Below are 23,178 nucleotides of genomic sequence, written 5' to 3'. Positions count from 1 at the left end.
CATGATCCCGAAAAGTTGCAGACTTTTCGGATTAGATTATGCGAATGCAGAACCTAAAATTGCTCTTTGCAGTCCGGCATCACGAAGAATGCAACTGTCATGTTAGGTTCCGCGCGGCTTTGCCCGGCGGGTTGCTTCCGCATTGGCGGGGTCTTCCGGCCAGACATGTCTTGGATAGCGCCCACGCATGTCGGACCGGACATCGGCCCATGATCCTTTCCAGAAGCCCGGCAGATCGCGGGTGATCTGGATCGGGCGATGGGCGGGCGACAGAAGTTCCAGCAGCAAAGGCACCTTGCCATTGGCGATAGATGGATGCACACCAAGTCCGAACAGTTCCTGCACGCGGACGGCCAGCACCGGCTCTTCGGCATCGTAGTGGATTGGAATATGCGAGCCGGTAGGCACGGTGAAATGCGTTGGCGCGAGTTGATCCACGCTGCGCTGAAGATCAAAGGGCACAAGGCTCATCAGGCCGTTTTTCAGCACGTGACCCGGAATGCGGTCGAGTTGCGCTTCCCCGGTCAGGAAGGGCAGCAGCCAGTCTTCCAGCGTCTCCAGCAGATGCTCGTCGTCCATGGATGGCCATGGATCGCCCAGGCCACGATAAAGCCAGCCAAGACGGCGACGCAGAATTTCGGCTTCCTTGCCCCAGGGCAGAATGCCAAGCCCATGTTCGCGCAGGGCGGCGATCACGCCCTCATCGGCAGCGCTGCCCGATGGCGCGGCCAGCGGCTTTTCCGAAAGGGCGATGGCGCCGATGCGCACGGCCTCACGCGCCCTGAGCGCGTTCTTTTCGGGGTCATAGACGACCTGTCGCCCGCTCTCGATCCGCTCGCCAAGAGCCAGCCGGATTTCCGCTTCCGACACTTCGGCAGCCGAAAGAACACGCGCACGGCCCGCCTTGCCGGACATATCCGCCACGACCAGCCAGGGGGCACGACTGAGGCTGATCGCGCTATCCACCTCGCCGCCGCGACCATTGGCCAACAGGAATTGCCCGGTCTGGCCGCGCGCTCTGGCAATCCGGTCGGGATAGGCGTCTATCAGCATGCGCCCGATGCCTGATCCAGCGGGCGCGCCCTGATTGGGCACATTCGCGGCAAGGCGCTTTGCCAGACCCTTGGCCCTTTGAGCACGGTCCGAACGATCATTGCGAAAGCGCGAAAAGCGCGTATCGAGATCGGTTTCGTTACCGCCAAGGCCGCGCTCGGTTAAAAGCACCGCCAGTTCGGCAGCCTTTAAAACTTCGCCGCGCTTGCCCGCCTCGGCCACCATATGGGCAAGACGCGCAGGCAGAGCGAGCTGACGCATGGCTTCTCCGTCGGGGGTCAGACGCCCGGCCTCGTCCAGCGCGCCAAGCCTGCGCAACAGAGCACGGGCTTCGTTCAGCGCCGGTTTCGGCGGCGCATCGAGAAAGGCAAGCGTTGCCGGATCGGTCACGCCCCAAGCGGCGCTGTCGAGCACAAGGCCGGATAGATCGGCCTCCAGAATTTCGGGCGGAGAAAAGGCGGGCAACGATGCCGTCTGCCCCTGATGCCAGAGGCGAATGGCCATGCCCGGCTCCGTTCGCCCGGCGCGGCCCGCCCGCTGATCGGCGCTTGCGCGCGAGGTCCGCACCGTTTCCAGCCGTGTCAGGCCGGTGGCTGGTTCATATTTCGGCAGGCGAGCAAGCCCGCTGTCGATCACCACGCGCACGCCGTCGATCGTGATGGAGGTTTCAGCAATCGAGGTCGCCAGAACCACCTTGCGCCTGCCTTCCGGTGCCGGCTTGATTGCCGCGTCCTGATCGCGGCCTTCCATCGCGCCATAAAGCGGCGCGAGTATCACATGGGCCGGCACGCGATCTTCCAGAAGGCGCACCGTGCGCTCGATTTCGCCCTGCCCCGGCAGGAAAGCCAGAATGCTACCGGTCTCATCGACCAGCGCGTCGCGAATGCTCCGCGCCATCGCGTCTTCCACCCGCTCGTCGGCTTTTCGTTCGCGATAACGAATATCGACAGGGAAGGCCCGGCCCTCGCTTTCAATCACTGGCGCATCGCCGAGGAGTGCGGCCACGCGGGCACCATCGAGCGTTGCCGACATGACCAGAATTTTCAGATCGTCGCGCAAGGCCGCCTGCACATCGAGCGCCAGCGCCAGCCCGAAATCCGCATCGAGGCTGCGCTCGTGAAACTCGTCGAACAGCACTGCCGCCACACCCTTGAGGTCCGGATTATCAAGGATCATCCGCGCAAAGACGCCCTCAGTGACGACAAGGATTTTCGTCCTGCCCGAGACCTTGCTCTCCAGACGCATCCGGTAGCCGACCGTTTCGCCCGGCTCCTCGCCCAAAAGCTCGGCCATGCGACGGGCAGCCGCGCGGGCAGCAAGTCGCCTCGGCTCCAGAAGCACGATCATGCCATCGCCGCGCCACTGCGCATCCAGCATATGGATCGGCACCAGCGTCGTCTTGCCCGCACCCGGCGGCGCGACCAGAACCGCGCTTGCATGGGTGTCCATGGCCGCAACCAGCTGCGGCAGAATGCGTGTAACGGGAAGATCAGGCAGGCGCGTCAAAAGAATATCCGTCGATCAGGGGGCAGCAGCATTTGTGCTTATCACACAAGTGCTGGCCATTATCCATATTCGAACCCGACCGAACAGGCCCCCGCGTCCTACAGGACGCGACAAAAGTATTTCTGTATATTTTATTCATAGAATTGCGCATAGTATTTATAAAATTAAAAACATTGGGGAATTAATCGGGATGAATATTAGCAAAAGGGAATTTTTAAAAGGACTTATTCTTTCCAGTCTCGCAGGCGGTCTGGCGACATCGGGTTTTCCCGGCCTCTTCGATGCAGCTGCGAAGGACACGGATGCAGCCATTCCTCTTATCCCGACCCCGCACAGGATCAGGAATTTGAGCGGAAAATTCCGCGTCGAGAGCGGCGCCAGGATCACCTATGACGATCCCGCCATTGAAAACAGTATTCGCGTTTTCAAAGAAGCAATACGACCCTTCTCGGAAATAAAACTCGTAAACGCACCCCGTTCCAGCGCGAATTCACCGAAGGGCGCCATTCATCTGGAAATCGGTCCGACACCGGAAATCAAAGAGGCTCCCCGGTCGACGGGCCTCTCGCCCGCCGAGCAGGACGATCTGGACGAGCGCTATTTTCTGCACGCAGACGAAACCGGGGTGGTCATCAGGGCGAACAGTTCGCAAGGGCTAGCCATGGGCCTGACCACGCTGTTGCAGCTTTTCGCCACCGCGCCGCAACAGGATGCCAGCGGCATCGAAATTCCTGCTGTCCGCATCGTGGACGGTCCGCATTACAAATGGCGCAGTTTCCATCTCGATGTTGCCCGGCATTATTTCACCACGGACGAGATCAAGACTGTCATCGATCTGATTGCGTTCTACAAGTTCAACGCGCTCGATCTTCATCTCACCGATGATGAGACCTGGCGCATTGAAGCCGCTAGACCGGATGGCAAACAGCCGGATGACGAGCCCATCTATAGCCGCGCCGATCTCAACGAAATCGTCGCCTATGCGCAGGCACGTCACATCACCGTCATTCCATCTTCGGACGCGCCCGGCCATGCCGCGGCACTGATCAGGCTGCACCCGGAACTGGCGATGGGCAGCAACGTACAGCGTTTCGAACTGACGCCGGGGGTGGTGCAGCATCGCGCCTGGCTCAACCCCGATCTGCCCGATAGCTTCAAAGTCTATGACGAGATCATAGCCTATCTGTCGGATGTGTTCCCCGGGCGCTGGCTCGATATCGGCGGTGATGAAGCCTTCGGGATGACGGAACAGCTTTATACGAAATTCGTCCGGCATCAGCATAAGGTGGCGGTGCTGGCCGGGAAAAAGCCGATCGCCTGTCAGGAAACCATGCGGGCCGGACTTGACCGCGATATCGTCGTTCAGCACTGGATTTCCACCGACCCCAAATATGCCAATATGGAACTCGGCGCGCAGATGGGATCGCAACAGGCACTCCAGTTGCAGAAAATGGTCGTCAAGAATGTCCAGAACAGTTTGAACGACCTCAACCGCGCGATGGAGCGCGAGCTTCCGATCCTGCTCACGCCTTTTGCCCATAGCTATCTCGACGTGCCCTATAAGGAAGCGTCCATTCTGCCCGCGCAGAACGCGCTCAAGGCACGCCTTGGACTGCGCACCTATCGGCCCCAGACCGTCGAGGAATATTATAACTGGAATCCGGGCAAATCCCTGCCCGGCGGGGGCAAGAACGCGCATATTGCGGGCGTGGGTGCGGCAATCTGGTGCGAAACCATCAAGAGTTTCGATGATTTGAGTTTTCTGATCCTGCCGCGCCTACCCGGCATGGCGCAAAAGGGATGGAGCACCGTTTCCAACAGTCCATGGCAGAGGCACAGCGCGGCTCTTCCGGCCCACGGAACGGTCTGGGAGAAAAGCAAACTCGGCTTCTTCAAGTCCGAACTGATAAGGTGGTAGAAGAGCGTGCTTTCACACCTATTCTGTCAGGAACACACATGCCCCATATCCGCCTATCGAGCGCGACCGACGCGCCTGCTCTCACTGAAATCTGGCGGGCCAGCGTGCGCGCCACGCATGACTTTCTTAGTCCCGAGGATTTCCGGGAAATAGAAACCCTCGTATCCGAGCATTATCTGCCTAATGCTGAAGTCTGGGTCATCGAAGACGACGGAAGGCCTGTCGGCTTCATGGGGCTGACCGACAATCAGATCGACAGCCTGTTCATCGCGGCAGACCAGCGCGGCAAGGGCATTGGCAAGCGGCTCATCGCCCACGCGCAATCCCTCAATGGCGGCACGCTGACTGTCGATGTGAACGAGCAGAACGCTCAGGCCGTCGGCTTCTACCGGCATATGGGCTTCATCGAAACCGGACGTTCCGAAACCGACGATCAGGGACGCCCCTACCCGCTGATCCATATGCGCCAGCAAAAACCTGCCTGATACCGGCCTGAAAGGTTTGCGCGTAGCTGGCCGCACGCGCAGATCCTTTCCTGAAAAAGACGTTTCAGGAGCAATTGACATACTCCCCCATAGTATATAGATTTTCGCAAAATCGAGAGGATTCATGCCGCATTCACCGGACGATAAAAAGCGTGCGCTAACCCGCCTTCGCCGCATTCGCGGACAGGCGGAAGCGTTGGAACGCGCCGTGGAAGCGGGCACGGAATGTGCGGCGCTGTTGCAGCAAATCGCCGCTTTACGCGGCGCGGCCAACGGGCTGATGGCGGAAGTTCTGGAAAGTCACTTCCGCGAGACATTCGGGCAAGCGCGTGAGACCATTGTGCGGGATGTCGCGACAGACCCGGACGCCGAGATCGATCAAATCATGCAGATTTTGCGCACCTATCTGAAATAGGGCGCCAAACCGGACTAACTATTTGTTTTTGAGCCCATCCTGTCGGAAGATAGTTTCAAAATTGTCGGGATGCGCTCCAGATCCAGAAGGAACATCGTCATGAAATCACGTGCAGCCGTTGCCTGGGAGGCAAAAAAGCCGCTCACCATCGAAACCGTCGAAATCGGCGGGCCGCGGGCCGGTGAAGTGCTGGTCGAAATCATGGCGACCGGCGTGTGTCACACCGACGCCTATACGCTGTCGGGCCTCGATTCCGAAGGCAAGTTCCCGGCCATTCTCGGCCATGAGGGCGCGGGCATCGTGCGCGAAGTTGGCGCAGGCGTAACCTCCGTCAAGCCGGGCGACCATGTCATCCCGCTTTACACGCCGGAATGCCGCCAGTGCAAAACCTGCCTGTCGCAGCGCTCCAACCTCTGCACCTCGATCCGCGCCACGCAAGGTCAGGGCCTGATGCCGGACAAGACCACGCGCTTTTCCTGCGATGGCGGCGAAGTGTTCCATTATATGGGCTGCTCGACTTTCTCGAACTTCACCGTTCTGCCGGAAATCGCCGTCGCCAAGGTGCGTGAAGACGCGCCCTTCGACAAGATTTGCTATATCGGCTGCGGCGTCACCACCGGCATCGGCGCGGTGATCTATACGGCAAAGGTTCGTCCAGGTTCGAATGTGGTGGTATTTGGCCTCGGCGGCATCGGCCTCAATGTCATTCAGGGCGCGCGCATGGTCGGCGCGGACAAGATCATCGGCGTTGATATCAACCCGGCCAAGGTCGAAATGGCGAAGAAGTTCGGCATGACCGACTTCATCAACCCGCGTGAAATCGGCAATGACAAGGTGGTTCAGGCCATTCAAGACCTGACCGATGGCGGCGCGGACTATTCCTTCGACGCCACCGGCAACACCGATGTCATGCGTCAGGCGCTGGAATGCTGCCATCGCGGCTGGGGTGAATCCATCATTATCGGCGTTGCGGAAGCTGGCAAGGAAATCGCCACGCGTCCATTCCAGCTGGTCACGGGCCGCGTCTGGAAAGGCACCGCCTTCGGCGGCGCGCGCGGCCGCACCGACGTGCCGAAGATCGTCGACTGGTACATGGACGGCAAGATCAACATCGACGATCTGATTACCCACACCATGCCGCTCGATGAAATCAACACGGCCTTCGACCTGATGCATGAAGGCAAGTCGATCCGTTCGGTGATTGTCTACTGATGAGCGAAAAAACGCTGATATCCCGCTGGGATGAGCTGGACGATTTTACGCCGCGCGCGCTTTATGCGCTGCTGAAATTGCGCGTGGATATTTTCGTGGTGGAGCAGAAATGCCCCTATCCCGAAATCGATGGCAAGGACATTGGCGCGTTCCACCTGCGCATTCTTGACGGCGAAGAACTCGCAGCCGCCTTGCGGGTTCTGCCGCCGGAAAGTGATGGCAAACCTGCCAAGATCGGGCGTGTGGTCGTGGCCCCGGATTACCGGGGCTACCAACTTGGCCGAAGGCTGATGCAGGAAGCGATTGCCTTCACGCAACAGCATTTTCCCGGCATCGCCATTGAGCTCGGTGGCCAGAGCCATTTGCAGAAATTCTATGGCTCGTTCGGTTTTGAAGTCATTTCGGATGAATATCTGGAAGACGGCATCCCGCATGTGGACATGCGGCTGGAACGCCGGGAAAAGAGCAACTGATGTTTCTGCTGCGCCGCCATATGTCCTTCTATCTTGCGGCCATCGGCGGCGCAGCGGCCTTTATCATCGCCTGGCTATTCGGCAGTCCGCTGGCGCCGGTGATCGGGGCGGACACATTCTTCGTGCTTTATCTGGTGCTGGCGCTTGCAGCCATCCCAAAGCTCACCGCCGCTTTTCTCAAAAAGCACGCCGCCGCCGCCGATGAACCGGCCTGGATCATCTTTCTGGTGACTTTCGCAACCGTTATCGTCGCAGTGGCCTCGCTGTTCATCCTGCTCAACCGGCAGCCGAACGCGGATGCATTGGCGCTGGTGACCACGCTTGCATCGGTGCCGCTCGGCTGGGCGACCATCCACATGATGACGGCCATTCACTACGCCCATGCCTTCTGGCAACCGCAGGAACCAGCCGGTGACGACAACGGCCACGCCAGCCGCCATCGCGGCGGGTTCGACTTTCCCGGCACGCAGGAACCATCGGGCTGGGATTTCGCCTATTTCGCCTATGTCATCGGCATGACCGCGCAGACTTCCGATACGGGCGTCACCACCACCGCCATGCGGCGGCTGACACTGATGCACAGCGTGGTATCCTATTTCTTCAACACCATTCTCGTCGCGGCAGCGGTCAATGCCGCCGTCGCGCTCGGCAGCTGAATAGCCCGGCCCGCGCGCAAAATCAGGAACTGGAATTCACATGACAACGACCCTCGAAACAATTTCGACAGCCAAGTGCTTTGGCGGGACGCAAGGCGTCTACCGGCACAAAAGCGCGACCTGCCAGTGCGATATGACCTTTGCCGTCTTCCTGCCGCCGCAGGCCAAGGATGGTCCGGTGCCGGTGCTCTGGTATCTGTCCGGCCTGACCTGTACGCATCAAAACGTGATGGACAAGGGCGAATATCGACAATTGGCCGCAGAACTTGGAATTGCCGTTATTTGCCCGGATACGAGCCCACGCGGTGATGACGTTCCGGACGAACCGGAGAACTGGCAGTTCGGCAAGGGCGCAGGCTTTTATGTCGATGCGACGCAGGCGCCTTTCGCCCGGAACTACCAGATGTACAGCTATATCACGCAGGAACTGACCGATCTGGTTGCGGCTGAGTTTCCGCTGGATATGGCGCGGCAAGCCATCACCGGCCATTCCATGGGCGGTCATGGCGCGCTGACGATTGCGCTGAAAAACCCGGACCGCTTCAAGTCGGCCTCGGCTTTCGCGCCGATCGTGCAGCCATCGACCGCCGGATGGTCGAAACCGGCGCTGGAAAAATATCTCGGACCGGAAGAACGTGCATGGCGTCCCTATGATGCGTCGTTGCTGATCGAGGATGGCTACAAATTCCCGGCATTTCTGGTCGATCAGGGCACCGCAGACGGTTTCCTGAACGACGGCTTGCGTCCGTGGCTGCTGGAAGAAGCCTGCAAGAAAGCTGGCATTCCGCTCACGCTCAACATGCGCGAGGGCTATGATCATTCCTATTTCTTCATTTCGACATTCATGGATGACCATCTGCGCTGGCATGCAGAACGGCTGTAAGACACAGAAAAGCCCGGCTTGGCCGGGCTTTTTGCTATCGCCTCACCACCTTCATCGGCAGACCGCCCTGCGGCTGCGTGGTGAGCTTTTGCACCGGCCACGGTCTGGTGGTTTCCAGCACGTCGAAGCGGTGACCGTCGAGCAAAGTCGCCAGCGCAATCACCGCTTCCTGCAAGGCAAAGCTCGCCCCGATGCAGACGCGCGGTCCCGCGCCGAAGGGCAGATACTGGAAACGGTCGAGCCGGTCGCGGTTTTCCGGCCAGAAGCGCTGCGGCATGAAAGCATCCGGCTGATCCCAGTAGAGGCGGTGACGGTGGATCACCCACGGCATGACAAGCACCGTTGCGCCTTTCGGTATTGCCAGATCGCCATAGCGATCATTCTCCGCCGCCTCGCGATTGATCGATGGCGCAGGCGGGTAAAGACGCATCGCTTCCTCGAAAGCCGCGCGCGTAAAAGGCAGACTTGCCAGCCATTCATGCGGCGGGAGATCGCGCCCGCCCTTTTCGAAAAAGGCGTCGATTTCCGCCTCAACACGCGCACGCTCTTCGGGGGCCTTGGCCAGCAGATAGAGCGTCCAGCCAAGCGCCCGGGCCGTGGTTTCGTGACCGGCGCCAATGAAGGTGATGATGTTGTCTTCGATCTCGGAACGGCTCAGGCCTTCCGGACCTTCGGCGCGCAGAAGCAGCGTCAGGAAATCGCTCGGCACCGCCTCGCCCTTGTCCATGCGCGCCTTGCGCAGGGCAATCGTGTCGGAGACGAGCGCGCGGAAGAAGCCCATCGACTGCTGGCCACGCAAACGCGTGAAGCGTGGCAGCCAGTCGGGCAGGCCCAGCAGATCGAACGGATCGACGCGCCCCATGGTTTCAAACAGCTTGTCGATCTGGCGCGCGAAATCATTGGCATCGCCTGCGATCTCGCCGGAAAACAGCGTTTCGGCCAGAATATCATAGGTCAAAAGCGTCATGTCATGGGCAACATCGGTGACGGTGCCGTTGGTCCTGTAGCGCTCGACGAACAGGCGTGAACGGTCGCGCATGGTTTGCGCAAAGCCCGCAATATGGCGCGGCGTGAAGACAGGCGCCATGGCCTTGCGCGAACGCTTCCACACCTGCCCCTCAGCCGTCAGAAGGCCATCGCGCAGCAGCGGGCGCAGCACGCGCTGCCGAATGGCGGACATGGGATAATTGGCGGCGTTGTCCACAAGCACGTGGCGGATCAGCCCCGGATCGTTGGCGATGATGGTTTTGATGCCGAGCCAGCTGACCTCGACCCAGCGCTCATTGTAGGAAGGCTCACCCCACAATTCGAGCGGGTTCTTGTAAACCACGCGCATCATCTCGAAACGGCCGACCGGCTTTTCGCGCGGACGCGGCGCGGGCGGCACGAAGGGTTCTAGCACTTCCGGCATAGTCATCGCAGTTTCATCCAAGCGTTCCAGATACCGTTGTTTTATGACATATAAGGGGTAATTGTGGCGCTTCCAGAAGCCCAATCGAGGCTGCATCTGCCATATGGGGTCGATATCCGCCCAAACTACCGGAATCCCCGGCAAATTTGCGCGTGAAATTTGGAAAATAAGCCGTTAGCGCCTATATTAAAGCCATGTTTGTCGTGTGATTCGACACGTTCTTTAAGGCTGCATTTGCAGCAGGCTATCAGGCTGCATTCGCAGCACGTTTTCGAAAGATTTTCATGAGCGATACGCCCGAGATGAATTCCGAAGCCTCCGCCGAATATGGCGCGGATTCCATTCGTGTTCTGAAAGGTCTGGATGCCGTTCGCAAGCGTCCGGGCATGTATATCGGTGACACGGATGACGGCTCCGGCCTGCATCACATGGTTTATGAAGTCGTGGACAACGCCATCGACGAAGCGCTGGCGGGCCATGCCACACTCGTCACCGTGACGCTCAATGCCGATGGCTCCTGCACTGTGACCGATAACGGTCGCGGCATCCCGACCGACATCCATAAGGAAGAAGGCGTTTCGGCTGCTGAAGTCATCATGACCCAGCTCCATGCGGGCGGCAAGTTCGACCAGAATTCCTACAAGGTTTCCGGCGGTCTGCACGGCGTGGGCGTTTCGGTCGTCAACGCGCTTTCGGTCTGGCTGAAGCTGAAGATCCGCCGCTATGGCAAGGTTCACGAAATGAGCTTTACCCACGGCGTCGCCGATGCGCCGCTGGTGGTGACGGGCGATGTGGCCGACGGCGAAACCGGCACCTCCGTGACCTTCCTGCCCTCGACGGAAACCTTCAGCATGGTCGAATTCGACTATGACACGCTGGAGCGTCGCCTGCGCGAGCTGGCCTTCCTCAATTCCGGTGTGCGCATCAAGCTGAGCGATCACCGTCATGCGGACGCCAAGGAACACGAACTGCATTACGACGGCGGCCTGATCGAATTCGTGAAATATATCGATCAGAACAAGAAGCCGCTGATCGACGAGCCGGTCTATATCCGCAGTGAAAAGGACGGCATGACGGTTGAAGTCGCCATGTGGTGGAACGATTCCTACCACGAAAAGGTGCTGTGCTTCACCAACAACATCCCGCAGCGCGATGGCGGCACCCATCTGGCCGGTTTCCGTGGTGCGTTGACCCGTCAGGTCACGGGCTATGCGGATGCTTCCGGCATGACCAAGAAGGAAAAGGTGCAGCTCACCGGCGACGATTGCCGCGAAGGCCTGACGGCCGTTCTTTCCGTCAAGGTGCCGGACCCGAAGTTCTCGTCGCAGACGAAGGACAAGCTGGTTTCGTCGGAAGTGCGCCCGGTGGTCGAAAGCCTCGTCAACGAAGCGCTGTCGATCTGGCTGGAAGAGCATCCGGCGCAAGGCAAGGCCGTGGTCGAGAAGGTCATTCAGGCCGCCGCCGCCCGTGAAGCGGCGCGCAAGGCCCGCGACATCACCCGCAAGAGCACGCTCAGCGTCACCTCGCTGCCGGGCAAGCTCGCCGATTGTCAGGAACGCGACCCGGCCAAGTCGGAACTCTTCATCGTCGAAGGTGACTCGGCAGGTGGTTCCGCGAAGAGCGGGCGTTCACGCCAGAACCAGGCGATCCTGCCGCTGCGCGGCAAGATCCTGAATGTGGAACGCGTCCGCTTCGACCGCATGCTGTCCTCCGATCAGGTCGGCACGCTGATCACGGCGCTCGGCACCTCGATCGGCAAGGATGAGACGCACGGCTTCAACGCCGACAAATTGCGTTATCACAAGATCATCATCATGACCGATGCTGACGTCGACGGTGCGCATATTCGCACGCTGTTGCTCACCTTCTTCTTCCGTCAGATGCCGGAGCTGATTGAGCGCGGCCATATCTATATTGCGCAGCCGCCGCTCTATAAGGTGTCGCGCGGCAAGTCCTCGCAATATATCAAGAACGAGGCCGCCTTCGAGGACTTCCTCATCGAGACCGGCCTTGAAGAAGCAGCCCTTGAAATGGCAAGCGGCGAAGTGCGCGCCGGGCCAGATCTGCGCGCCGTCGTGGACGATGCCCGCACGCTCCGCCAGCTTCTGCAAGGCCTGCACACCCGCTATGACCGCCGCGTTGTCGAACAGGCGGCGATTGCTGGCCTGCTCAACCCCGACGCTTCGAAGGACAATGCCACGGCGCAACGCTCTGCCGATACGGTTGCGACGCGCCTCGACATGATTTCGGAAGAAACCGAGCGCGGCTGGACCGGCCATGTCATGGACGATGGTGGCTATCGCTTCGAGCGCATGGTGCGCGGCGTCAAGGATGTCGCCATTCTCGACATGGCGCTGCTCGGCTCTGCCGATGCCCGACAGATCGACCGGGTGGCAGGCCGCATGAGCGAAACCTTCGCCGAGCCGCCCATGCTGCGCCGCAAGGACAAGTCGGACGTGCTGTCCGGCCCGATGGCGCTGCTGGATGCGGTTTTCGCGACGGGTCGCAAGGGCCTCACCCTACAGCGTTACAAAGGCTTGGGCGAAATGAACGCCGAACAGCTGTGGGAAACCACGCTTGACCCGAATGTGCGCTCGCTTCTGCAGGTCAAGGTGACCGATGCGACCGACGCGGACTCGCTCTTCTCGCGCCTGATGGGCGACGAAGTGGAACCACGCCGCGAGTTCATTCAGGAAAACGCGCTGAGCGTCGCCAATCTGGACGTCTGATCCAGCTCGGTCCCTGACAACAATAAAGGCCTCTGCTCGCAGAGGCCTTTTGTTTATCTGGCGGTATCACAACCGCAAAAAGAAAGGCCCCGCAATGCGGGGCCTTTCTCTTGCAATCCTTTAACGAAGGATCAGAACTTGTAGGCAACGCCCAGACGAACTTCGTTGGTCTTGAAGTCGTTGTTGACGCTCAGTCCACCGAAATCGAGGTCCTTATCGCCGTAATCGGTGTAGCGATATTCAAGACGCAGGATCAGGTTGTCGGTTGCGGCATAGTCCACACCGCCGCCAATGGTCCAGCCGGTAAGCGTCTTGCTTTCGGAGAAGCCGATACCGTCGATGTCGCCGCTGTTCTTGATATTGCCGAATGCAACACCGCCAGCGATGTAAGGCAGGAAGCGGTCAAAGGCATAACCAGCACGGGCACGAACGGCACCCGACCAGCGCAGCTTGTTTTCAAACGAACCGACTGCGAGATCGCCATCGTAAATGTCGATGCCCTTCGAGACGTCATTATAGGTGATGTCGCCATCGATACCGAGAACAACATTGTTGCCCAGATCGAAGTTGTAACCGGCATAGAGACCGCCGAGGAAGCCATCAGGCTTCACATTGCCATAGGTGAAAAGGTCACCGCTGAAGTCGGACTTGCCCCAGCCATAGCCAACCTGACCACCGATGTAAGCACCGTTCCAGGTAAAGGTCGGAGCGACGACAACCGGTGCTGGTTCCTGTTCGATAACCGCGTCAGCAGCCTTTGCGCCGGTGGCAGCAATCAGGGCGACGGTGGATGCGAGAAGAAGCGTCTTGAGCTTCATGATGAACCTCCAAAGGAAATTTTCTGAACCAAGCTTGCCCCTAATATAAGCGACTACTCAGAAAAGTCTGTAGCAAGGAAGCCACAGCAAGCGAAATGTGCAAAAAGCCGAACACGAAGCCGTGAAACCGCCTTCTCTAGTTAAAATTCGGTTAAAAACCACCGAAAGAGCCGCTCTGTGCAGGCCTATATTAATCCCGATCCAATCGGGTTATAGAAAACCGGGCTTAAAAGGTGGGAGACTGATATGCAGATAGCGGGCGGCAGCGAACGGATCGACTGGGTCGATATTGCCAAGGGCATCTGCATTATCTTCGTCGTTATGATGCATTCCACGCTGGGCGTCGAAAAGGCGGCGGGTGCCGAAGGCTGGATGCATTATGTGGTTGCCTTCGCCAAACCATTCCGCATGCCGGATTTCTTCATGATCTCCGGGCTGTTTCTCAGCCTCGTCATCGACCGGCCCTGGCGACGCTATCTCGATCGCAAGGTTGTGCACTTCCTGTATTTCTACATTCTGTGGCTCACGATCCAGTTTGCGTTCAAGGCGCCGGGCATTGCCAGCGAAGCCGGTATTTCAGGCGTTGTGCAGGCCTATCTCATGGCTTTCGTCGAGCCGTTTGGAACGCTGTGGTTCATCTATATCCTGCCAATCTTCTTTATCGCGACGCGGCTTTTGAAGCGTGTGCCAGTGGGCGTGACCTTTACGGTGCTGGCTGTGCTGGAAATCCTGCCCGTGCATACGGGCTGGGTGATGATTGACGAATTCTGCTCGCGTTTCGTCTATTTCTTCGCGGGCTATGCCGTCGCACCGGCCATCTTCAAGGTTGCGGACTGGCTGCGCCAGCGCCCTCTTGTCGGCGTTGCCGGGCTACTCGTCTGGGGTCTTGTCGAATATAAGCTCGTCTTCATGCCGGTGCCGGAAAGCCTCGCATCGTTGATCGCGCCGGCAAGCGATCTTCTGAACGGGCGTGGCGCTATCAGCGATCTGCCCGTTATCTCGCTACTGCTGGGACTGGTCGGCGCGCTGGCGATTATCTCGATTTCGTCGCTGTTAAGCCTGCTGTCCGCGCGCAACTGGCTGCATCGGGCCTTAAGCTGGCTCGGCGCACATTCGATTGTGATCTATCTGGCCTTCTTCCTACCAATGGCCATTGCGCGCACGGTGCTGCTGAAACTCGGCTTCATCGATATCGGCACAGTATCGCTGCTGACCACCGCAAGCGGCGTGATCGGGCCGGTCATTCTTTACGGGCTTATCCGATGGACCGGCTATGGCCAGTTTCTGTTCCGCCGCCCGGCATGGGCCTATATTGATCAGGCCCCGCAAAAGAAAACGGCGGCCACAGCCGCCGTTTGATGGTTTCGGATTTTTCGCCCAGTATTAGCTATGCGCGAAGATATCGTCTTCCGGCCAGCCCATCAGATCGAGCTCCGAACGAGTCGGCAGGAATTTGAAGCAGGCTTCGGCCTGTTTCACGCGGCCATCGCGCTCAAGGCGCTGTTCCAGAACGGCCTTCAGGCGATGCAGATAGAGCACGTCGGAAGCAGCATATTCGAGCTGCGCCTGCGAGAGAATTTCCGCAGCCCAGTCGGATGACTGTTGCTGCTTGGAGATAGAAACGTCCAGCAGCTCGTTGCACAGTTCCTTGAGACCATGGCGGTCCGTATAGGTGCGGGTGAGCTTCGATGCGATCTTGGTGCAAAAGACGGGCTGCGGCATGGTGCCGAAAGCCTGCGCCAGCACCGCCAGATCGAATCGGCCGAAATGGAAGATTTTCGTGATCGAGCGGTCTTTCAAAAGCTTGACCAGATTGGGCGCCTTTTTCTGACCGGCTTCGATCTGGATTACGTCTGCCGTGCCGTCACCGGGCGAAATCTGCACCACGCAAAGCCGGTCACGATGCGGGTTCAGCCCCAGCGTCTCGGTATCGATGGCGACCGCATCGACCTGATAGTGATCGAGGTTCGGCAGATCGTTTTTATGAAAACGGATGGTCATTCTCTATTATCCTTATTTGGCGGCGATAACCGCCATGATGCGAGCCCTACTTGGCGGCGATAGCCGCCATAATACGCGCCCATGAGCGTTGGCCTTTGTGGAAGGAGTTCAGCTCGTATTTTTCGTTGGGCGAATGGATCCGGTCGTCTTCGAGGCCGAAGCCGACGAGCAGCGATTCCATGCCGAGGAACGTGTCGAAGTCGCCGACAATCGGGATCGAGCCGCCCATGGCGATCAGCACCGCTGGCTTCGGCCATTCGTCGGACAGCGCGTCCTTGGCCTTGGAAACCAGCGGTGAATCATAAGGCAACTGGATTGCGGGCGAGCCGCCATGCGGGTGGAACTCCACCGAACAATCGGCTGGCAGACGCTCTTGCACAAAGGCGCGGAAGGCTTCGCGGATCTTCGCCGGGTCCTGTTTGTGGACCAGACGGAACGAGACCTTGGCCGAAGCCTGCGCCGCGATAACCGTCTTGAAGCCTTCGCCGGTATAACCGCCGGTGATGCCGTTTACTTCCGCAGTCGGGCGCGCCCAGGTGAGTTCCAGAACGCTGCGGCCCTTTTCGCCGGATGGGACCGACAGGCCGATAGGACCGAGAAAATTTTCCGCCGTGCGACCGAGGCTTTCCCAGGATTGCAGGATTTGCGACGGGGTTTCTTCCACGCCTTCATAGAAGCCCGGAACGGTGACGCGTCCGGTTTCGTCATGCAGGTCGGCCAGAATCTTGCTCAGAATATGGATGGGATTGGCGGCAGCACCACCGAAGAAGCCCGAATGCAGATCACGGTCGGCAGCCTTGATGACGATTTCCTCGCCGACGAGACCACGCAAGCCCACACTGATGGCAGGGGTTTCCGCGTCCCACATGGCGGTGTCGCAGACCAGCGCCACGTCGGCCTTCAGCTCCGCCTTGTTGGCATCAAGGAATGGCTTCAGCGACGGCGAACCGGATTCTTCCTCGCCTTCGAACAACAGCGTCACCTTGACTGGCAGATTGCCATGGATCGCCTTATAGGCGCGGCAGGCTTCCACGAAGGTCATCAGCTGGCCCTTGTCGTCGGACGTGCCGCGACCGGTCAGGATCTTGCGACCGTTACCGACATCCTTGATCGCCGGATCGAACGGGTCGTTTTCCCACAGGTTCAGCGGATCGACCGGCTGCACATCATAGTGACCATAGAACAGCACATGCGGCGCATCGGGCTTGGCGCCATCGTGATGTGCAACCACCATCGGGTGGCCCGGCGTGTCGCGCACGCTGGCGTCAAAGCCAATCGTCTTCAGATCCTCGACCAGCCATTCCGCAGCTTTACGGCAGTCGGCCTTATAGGCCGGGTCGGTCGAAATCGACTTGATCCGCAGCAGTTCGAACAGGCGTTCGAGGCTTTTATCGAGATTGGCGTCGAGGTGGCTGAGAACTTTGTCGAGCGATTGCTGAGACGTTTCCGTGGACATGAAAATTTCCTGACGAGTCTTAAACTGGCGGCACACTACAACCAGCATCGTCAGGAGGAAACCCGGTTTGAGAGCGGGCACCCGAAAATGATTTGGCCGCTGCGGTGAGGGGATACCACAGCGGCCATATCACTACACTCAAAGCGGCAGCCCGGAGAGGGGAATGAGGCTGCCGCAACATCCGGTATCCAACGGGGGACGGGTCAGAAAACCGGCGACCGACGAACTGTCGATGACTGAAATTTGGTTTTCAATCGTGGCTATTCAAGGGCACGGAAGATTACAAATCTGTAACAAACTTGTTATCGATCCGTGACGAGGTTCTTTCGCGTGGATCATTGTTTCTCCTGACATTGAGCCAGTTCCCTTTAGGGCTGCTTTGATCTACTTCTAAGCCATGAAAAAAGGCGATCATCTCTTTCTCGTTGACGGCTCGGGTTATATTTTCCGCGCCTATCACGCCCTTCCCCCGCTGACCCGCAAGACCGATGGTTTGCCGGTGGGCGCCGTATCGGGCTTCTGCAACATGCTGTGGAAGCTGCTGAAGGATGCGCGCAACACCGATGTAGGCGTGGTGCCGACCCATTTCGCGGTGATTTTCGACTATTCGTCGAAGACGTTCCGCAACGCGCTTTATCCTGAATACAAAGCCAATCGCACCGCACCGCCGGAAGATCTCGTTCCGCAGTTCGGCCTGATCCGTCAGGCAACCCGCGCCTTCAACCTGCCCTGCATCGAAAAGGAAGGGTTTGAGGCCGACGACCTGATCGCGACCTATGCGCGCCTTGCCGAACAGGCGGGCGGCGATGTCACCATCGTCTCTTCCGACAAGGATCTCATGCAGCTCGTGACGCCGGGCGTGTCGATGTATGACAGCATGAAGGACAAGCAGATTTCGATCCCCGAAGTGATCGAAAAATGGGGCGTGCCGCCGGAAAAGATGATCGACCTGCAATCGCTGACCGGCGACAGCACCGATAACGTGCCCGGCATTCCGGGCATTGGCCCCAAAACGGCAGCGCAATTGCTGGAAGAATTCGGCGATCTCGACACGCTTCTCGCCCGCGCCTCGGAAATCAAGCAGAACAAGCGCCGCGAAAATATTATCGCCTTTGCGGACCAGACCAAGATTTCGCGCGAGCTGGTCACGCTCAAGACCGATGTGCCGTTGGATGTCGATCTCGACGGTCTGGTTCTGGAACCGCAAGACGGCCCGAAGCTGATCGGCTTCCTCAAGGCCATGGAGTTCACCTCGCTGACCCGCCGCGTGGCCGAAGCGACCGATACGGATGCTTCCGCCGTGGAGCCGTGCCATGTCGAGACGCAATGGGGCGCGGATGCGCATGGCCCCGATGTCGATGTCGTCGTGACGAGTGTTGCGGACGTCACGGTCGTCGCTGTGGCGACGGGCGAGCCTGCCGCTGCGACAGGCTACACCCCGCAGGCGCTGGCCGATAAGCGCGTCGCGAATGCCACTGCGCAGAAGATCGACACCGGCGCTTACACTTGCATTCGCGATATTGCCACGCTCAAGCTCTGGCTGGCCGAAGCGGTCGAAACCGGCGTGATGGCTTTCGATACGGAAACCAATTCGCTTGATCCGATGCAGGCCGAACTCGTTGGCTTCTCGCTGGCTCTCCCCGGCCAGAATAGCACGACCAGGGCGGCTTATATCCCGCTTCAGCACAAATCCGGTCAGGGCGATCTGCTCGGCGGCGGCATGGTCGATGGGCAGATACCGCTCGGCCAGGCCCTTGAAGCGCTGAAAGCCGTGCTTGAGGATGCTTCCGTTCTCAAGATCGCGCAGAACATGAAATATGACTGGCTGGTGATGCGCCGTCACGGGATCAACACCGTATCCTTTGACGATACGATGCTGATTTCCTATGTGCTCGACGCCGGTACGGGCAGCCATGGCATGGACCCGCTTTCGGAACGCTGGCTCGGCCATACGCCGATTGCCTATAAGGATGTTGCAGGCAGCGGCAAAAGCGCCGTGACCTTCGACATGGTCGATATCGACCGCGCGACAGCCTATGCGGCTGAAGATGCCGATGTGACGCTGCGCCTGTGGCAAGTCCTCAAACCACGCCTCGCTGCTGAGGGCCTCATGTCGGTCTATGAGCGGCTGGAGCGTCCATTGGTCGATGTGCTGGCGCGCATGGAAGAACGCGGCATTTCCGTGGATCGTCAGGTGCTGTCGCGCCTGTCTGGCGATCTGGCACAGGCTGCCGCCGCTTACGAAGATGAAATCTACGAACTGGCCGGTGAGAAATTCACCATCGGCTCGCCGAAGCAGCTCGGCGATATTCTGTTCGGCAAGATGGGCCTGCCCGGCGCCTCCAAAACCAAGACCGGCCAATGGTCCACCTCGGCGCAGGTGCTTGAAGACCTCGCTGCTGAAGGTCATCCCCTGCCGCGCAAAATCGTTGACTGGCGCCAGCTGACCAAGCTGAAATCCACCTATACGGATGCGCTGCCCGGTTTCATCCATCCGCAGACCAAACGCGTCCACACATCTTACGCAATGGCGTCCACGTCGACGGGCCGCCTCTCCTCTTCCGAGCCGAATTTGCAGAACATTCCGGTGCGTACCGCCGAAGGTCGCAAAATCAGGACGGCCTTCATCGCGGAACCGGGCAACAAGCTGATCTCCGCCGATTACAGCCAGATCGAGCTGCGCGTGCTGGCCCATGTGGCCGATATTGCGCAATTGAAACAGGCTTTTGCCGATGGCGTCGATATTCACGCCATGACCGCATCGGAAATGTTCGGCGTGCCGGTGGAAGGCATGCCGTCGGAGGTTCGCCGCCGCGCCAAGGCGATCAATTTCGGCATCATCTATGGCATTTCGGCTTTCGGTCTCGCCAACCAGCTTTCCATCCCGCGTGAGGAAGCCGGGCAATATATCCGCACCTATTTCGAGCGCTTCCCCGGCATCAAGGATTATATGGAAGCGACCAAGGCTTTTGCGCGTGAAAATGGCTATGTCGAAACCATATTCGGACGCCGTGCCCATTATCCGGATATCCGCGCATCCAACCCGCAAATCCGCGCTTTCAACGAGCGCGCTGCCATCAACGCGCCCATTCAGGGTTCGGCTGCCGACATTATCCGCCGCGCCATGATTCGCATGGAAGATGCGCTTGAAAAAGAAAAGCTCGCCGCCCGCATGTTATTGCAGGTGCACGACGAACTGATCTTCGAAGTACCCGAAAATGAAGTGGAAAAAACCATTCCGCTGGTGCGTCATATCATGGAGAATGCGGCCCTTCCGGCGGTATCTCTGACGGTTCCGCTGCATGTCGATGCGCGCGCAGCGCATAACTGGGACGAGGCCCACTAAAATATTTACCGAGCCGTCACTGCCAAACAGTTGCGGCTCGGCTTTGCTTTAAATCCGCGTTTTAACGGATCATACAGAACGACCTGTAGTGATTATCCGTATAATAATAGGTGCGATTTGCACTTCCATCATAACCGATAATGGCCCGGTGCCTTCCACGGCGACCGTATCGATCCTTGCCGAGATCGAACTCAAAATAGGTCATACGAGGCACATTCGGGAGAATTCCCTCGTTATTGTTGAAGACCGTGGGCCTCTGCCCCTTCCCCTTCAAATATTGGTCGAGCTGGAATTTTGCATTTCTGAAATCATCATATTCATTGGGGTTACTCTTGGGAGGAATTCCAGATGCACAGTACGAAATCGGCCTTGCGACACTGTAATTGACAGAAAACATCAAACCAGCGATTAAAAAAGCTGAAACAGCCAATAATTTTCTCATTTTTATCTCGCAATTACTTTTATTAACACGAATTGATAGCCAATCATTATTGTTAATGGCGTTTATATATTAAATGAAAACTTCCCCGCGGTAAGTCGGTTAATTGGCATACGCCGGGCGCAGGGCTGCCATGTCGCCAGCCATGGTTGACCTCGCGACCTGAACCCTATAGGGAAGCGGCAATTCTGTTGCTTCGGTGGTCGCCAGGGGAGCCGTGAACGTTAGGTTTACGGCCAATGGGTTTGCGACTTGTGAAGCTTTTGTGAAAGTTGTCCATGTCTCTGCCCGAAACCATCGCTCCGGCCCTGTCCGGAGCTCTTGCCGCTCGCGGTTATAATACCCTCACCGCCGTTCAGAACGCCGTGCTGGCGCCTGAAACCCTTGATTCCGACCTTCTCGTTTCCGCCCAGACCGGTTCCGGCAAGACCGTTGCCTTCGGTCTCTCCATGGCCAACACCATTCTGGAAGACGAGCTTCGCTTCGGCGAAGCGGGTGCGCCGCTTGCCATGATCATCGCGCCGACGCGCGAACTGGCGCTTCAGGTGCGCCGCGAGCTGGAATGGCTTTATGCCGATACCGGCGCGCGCATTGCATCCTGCGTTGGCGGCATGGATATCCGCACCGAGCGCCGTGCGCTGGAGCGTGGCAGCCATATCGTCGTTGGTACGCCGGGCCGCCTGCGCGACCATATCACCCGCTCAGCGCTGGACATGTCTGCGCTGCGCGTCGTCGTGCTCGACGAAGCCGACGAAATGCTCGACATGGGTTTTCGCGAAGACCTCGAATTCATCCTCGGTGAAGCGCCGGAAGACCGCCGCACGCTGATGTTCTCGGCAACCGTGCCGAAGCCCATCGCGCAGCTCGCCAAGCGTTTCCAGAACAATGCGCTGCGCCTCACCGTGCAGAGCGAAACCAGCCAGCACGCCGATATCGATTACGTCGCCATGCCGGTTCCGCCGCATGAGCGCGACCACGCGATCATCAACACGCTGCTTTATTACGATTCACAGAACTCGATCATCTTCTGCTCAACCCGTGAAGCGGTAAAGCACATGGCAAGCCGCCTTTCCAATCGCGGCTTTGCAGTGGTGGCGCTTTCGGGCGAACTGAGCCAGGCCGAGCGCAACAATGCGCTGCAGGCCATGCGCGATGGTCGCGCCCGCGTTTGCGTGGCGACCGACGTTGCCGCACGCGGTATCGATCTGCCGAATCTCGATCTGGTTATCCATGCCGATCTGCCGAACAATCCTGAAACCATGCTGCACCGTTCGGGCCGTACCGGTCGCGCCGGTCGCAAGGGCACCTGCGTGCTGGTCGTGCCGTTCTCGCGCCGCCGTTCCGCCGAGCGCCTTCTGCATATGGCGAAGCTCGACGCGCAGACCATCCCTGCGCCGGGCATTGCCGCCGTTCAGGCCAAAAACAACGAACGCATTCTCAATGCCGAGGCATTTGGCCAGCCGGTTGAGGAAGAACATCAGGACGTGCTGAAAGCGCTTCTGGAGCGTTACACGCCGGAACAGCTGGCTGCCGCCTATCTCAATCGCGAATTGTCGCTGGCGCCTGCACCGGAAGAAGTGTCGGACGCGCCGGTTCATCCGGTTGGCGGCAAGAAACCGCGCGAACGTTCTGACCGCGGCGATCGTTTCGAGCGTAACGACCGTTTTGATCGTGGAGAACGCGGCGAACCGGGCGAACGCTTCGACCGCAATGCGCATTTCGATGGCGTCTGGTTCTCGGTTTCGGCTGGTCGAAAGCACCGCGCCGATCCGAAGTGGCTGCTGCCGCTGATCTGCAAGGCTGGCGACGTGTCGAAGCGCGATGTCGGCTCGATCAAGATCCTCGACGGCGAAACCCGCTTTGAAATCGCCGCATCGAAGGCCGATGAATTCCGTCAGTCGGTTGCCGAGCGCGGCACGGGCGAAAAGGGTCTGGTGATCCGTCCTGCGGTTGCTGGCGCCGGTGAAGATGCCGGACGCCGCGAAAGCAAGAGCTTCAGGCCGCGTGTTGAAAAGTCTTATGGCGAGAAATCCTGGGGCGACAAGCCGCGCGGAGACAAGCCTTGGGGCGACAAGCCACGTGGGGAAAAGTCATGGGGCGACAAGCCGCGTGGCGAAAAATCCTGGGGTGACAAGCCTCGCGGTGACGGCTTCAAAAAAGGCCCGAAGAAGTCCGAAGGCGGCTATAGCAAAAAGCCTCGCAGCGAGTAAGCTGTTCGTAAAACTGGAAAAGCCCGCCGCATGGCGGGCTTTTTATTAACCGGCGATTTACGTCCCTTTAAACCGCCGCATTTACCCTGCACCGGGTAGACCCTTCTTCGCATTGGCTGAATAACATGACGGCAATGCAGATTAATTTTGGAAAATGATCGGTTCGC

The 23,178-nt window shown here is 58.9% G+C and carries 17 protein-coding genes; 11 read left to right on the top strand and 6 right to left on the bottom strand.

From position 1 onward, the window contains the following. Positions 1-102: 102 nt before the first annotated feature. On the bottom strand, positions 103-2,559 hold the full coding sequence (gene hrpB / locus ABWW11_RS02245; RefSeq protein WP_109368165.1) for an ATP-dependent helicase HrpB: 2,457 nt from the start codon (positions 2,557-2,559) through the stop codon (positions 103-105). 190 nt (positions 2,560-2,749) lie between these two features. Here hrpB and ABWW11_RS02240 point away from each other — a divergent pair, with 190 nt between their 5' ends. The 7 genes from ABWW11_RS02240 (at position 2,750) to fghA (ending at position 8,601) form a co-directional block, all read left to right on the top strand. Then, positions 2,750-4,477: a family 20 glycosylhydrolase gene (locus ABWW11_RS02240; protein WP_181376066.1), complete on the top strand. Its 1,728-nt coding sequence runs from the start codon at positions 2,750-2,752 to the stop codon at positions 4,475-4,477. A 38-nt stretch (positions 4,478-4,515) separates the two neighbouring features. After that, positions 4,516-4,962 carry an acetyltransferase gene (locus tag ABWW11_RS02235; RefSeq protein ID WP_109368163.1) on the top strand — a complete coding sequence of 149 codons (447 nt, stop codon included), beginning with the start codon at positions 4,516-4,518 and terminating at the stop codon, positions 4,960-4,962. Between the two features lie 124 nt (positions 4,963-5,086). After that, positions 5,087-5,377, top strand: a complete 291-nt coding sequence (locus ABWW11_RS02230) for a metal/formaldehyde-sensitive transcriptional repressor (RefSeq protein WP_109368162.1) — start codon at positions 5,087-5,089, stop codon at positions 5,375-5,377. A gap of 99 nt (positions 5,378-5,476) precedes the next feature. Beyond that, positions 5,477-6,589: an S-(hydroxymethyl)glutathione dehydrogenase/class III alcohol dehydrogenase gene (locus tag ABWW11_RS02225; protein ID WP_109368161.1), complete on the top strand. Its 1,113-nt coding sequence runs from the start codon at positions 5,477-5,479 to the stop codon at positions 6,587-6,589. Next, positions 6,589-7,062, top strand: a complete 474-nt coding sequence (locus ABWW11_RS02220; protein WP_109368160.1) for a GNAT family N-acetyltransferase — start codon at positions 6,589-6,591, stop codon at positions 7,060-7,062. The genes ABWW11_RS02225 and ABWW11_RS02220 overlap by 1 nt, the downstream gene beginning before the upstream one ends. Further along, positions 7,062-7,718, top strand: a complete 657-nt coding sequence (locus ABWW11_RS02215) for a DUF1345 domain-containing protein (RefSeq protein WP_109368159.1) — start codon at positions 7,062-7,064, stop codon at positions 7,716-7,718. Before ABWW11_RS02220 ends, ABWW11_RS02215 begins: the two co-directional genes overlap by 1 nt. Positions 7,719-7,758: 40 nt before the next feature. Next, a complete protein-coding gene (fghA, locus tag ABWW11_RS02210) occupies positions 7,759-8,601 on the top strand; it encodes an S-formylglutathione hydrolase (RefSeq protein ID WP_109368158.1) in 843 nt (280 codons plus the stop codon). 34 nt (positions 8,602-8,635) lie between these two features. Here fghA and ABWW11_RS02205 read toward each other — a convergent pair whose 3' ends face one another. Next, positions 8,636-10,012: a cytochrome P450 gene (locus tag ABWW11_RS02205; RefSeq protein WP_413464710.1), complete on the bottom strand. Its 1,377-nt coding sequence runs from the start codon at positions 10,010-10,012 to the stop codon at positions 8,636-8,638. A gap of 284 nt (positions 10,013-10,296) precedes the next feature. Between ABWW11_RS02205 and gyrB the strand changes: the two genes are divergently transcribed. Continuing rightward, a complete protein-coding gene (gene gyrB, locus ABWW11_RS02200; RefSeq protein ID WP_109368157.1) occupies positions 10,297-12,741 on the top strand; it encodes a DNA topoisomerase (ATP-hydrolyzing) subunit B in 2,445 nt (814 codons plus the stop codon). A 131-nt stretch (positions 12,742-12,872) separates the two neighbouring features. Here gyrB and ABWW11_RS02195 read toward each other — a convergent pair whose 3' ends face one another. Beyond that, positions 12,873-13,559, bottom strand: coding sequence for an outer membrane protein (locus tag ABWW11_RS02195; protein WP_109368156.1), 687 nt, complete (start codon positions 13,557-13,559; stop codon positions 12,873-12,875). 246 nt (positions 13,560-13,805) lie between these two features. On the opposite strand from ABWW11_RS02195, the gene ABWW11_RS02190 reads away from it, so the two are divergent. Beyond that, the gene (locus ABWW11_RS02190; protein ID WP_109368155.1) at positions 13,806-14,918 is read left to right on the top strand and encodes an acyltransferase family protein; all 1,113 of its coding nucleotides are present in this window, start codon (positions 13,806-13,808) and stop codon (positions 14,916-14,918) included. Positions 14,919-14,942: 24 nt separating this feature from the next. Here ABWW11_RS02190 and ABWW11_RS02185 read toward each other — a convergent pair whose 3' ends face one another. Both ABWW11_RS02185 and ABWW11_RS02180 read right to left on the bottom strand, forming a co-directional pair. Next, a complete protein-coding gene (locus tag ABWW11_RS02185) occupies positions 14,943-15,560 on the bottom strand; it encodes a ribonuclease D (protein ID WP_109368154.1) in 618 nt (205 codons plus the stop codon). Positions 15,561-15,606: 46 nt separating this feature from the next. Next, a complete protein-coding gene (locus ABWW11_RS02180; RefSeq protein WP_109368153.1) occupies positions 15,607-17,016 on the bottom strand; it encodes a dipeptidase in 1,410 nt (469 codons plus the stop codon). 397 nt (positions 17,017-17,413) lie between these two features. Between ABWW11_RS02180 and polA the strand changes: the two genes are divergently transcribed. After that, the gene (gene polA / locus ABWW11_RS02175) at positions 17,414-20,362 is read left to right on the top strand and encodes a DNA polymerase I (RefSeq protein WP_124915160.1); all 2,949 of its coding nucleotides are present in this window, start codon (positions 17,414-17,416) and stop codon (positions 20,360-20,362) included. A gap of 61 nt (positions 20,363-20,423) precedes the next feature. On the opposite strand, the gene ABWW11_RS02170 is transcribed toward polA, so the two are convergent. Further along, a complete protein-coding gene (locus tag ABWW11_RS02170; RefSeq protein ID WP_109368151.1) occupies positions 20,424-20,804 on the bottom strand; it encodes a ribonuclease domain-containing protein in 381 nt (126 codons plus the stop codon). A 275-nt stretch (positions 20,805-21,079) separates the two neighbouring features. On the opposite strand from ABWW11_RS02170, the gene ABWW11_RS02165 reads away from it, so the two are divergent. Further along, a complete protein-coding gene (locus ABWW11_RS02165; RefSeq protein ID WP_109368150.1) occupies positions 21,080-23,011 on the top strand; it encodes a DEAD/DEAH box helicase in 1,932 nt (643 codons plus the stop codon). Positions 23,012-23,178: the final 167 nt, after the last annotated feature.

It is taken from the genome of Brucella sp. NBRC 113783 (assembly GCF_040372265.1).
GTDB classification, from domain to species: Bacteria; Pseudomonadota; Alphaproteobacteria; order Rhizobiales; family Rhizobiaceae; genus Brucella; species Brucella teleogrylli.
This window is presented reverse-complemented; position numbering and strand designations above follow the sequence as displayed.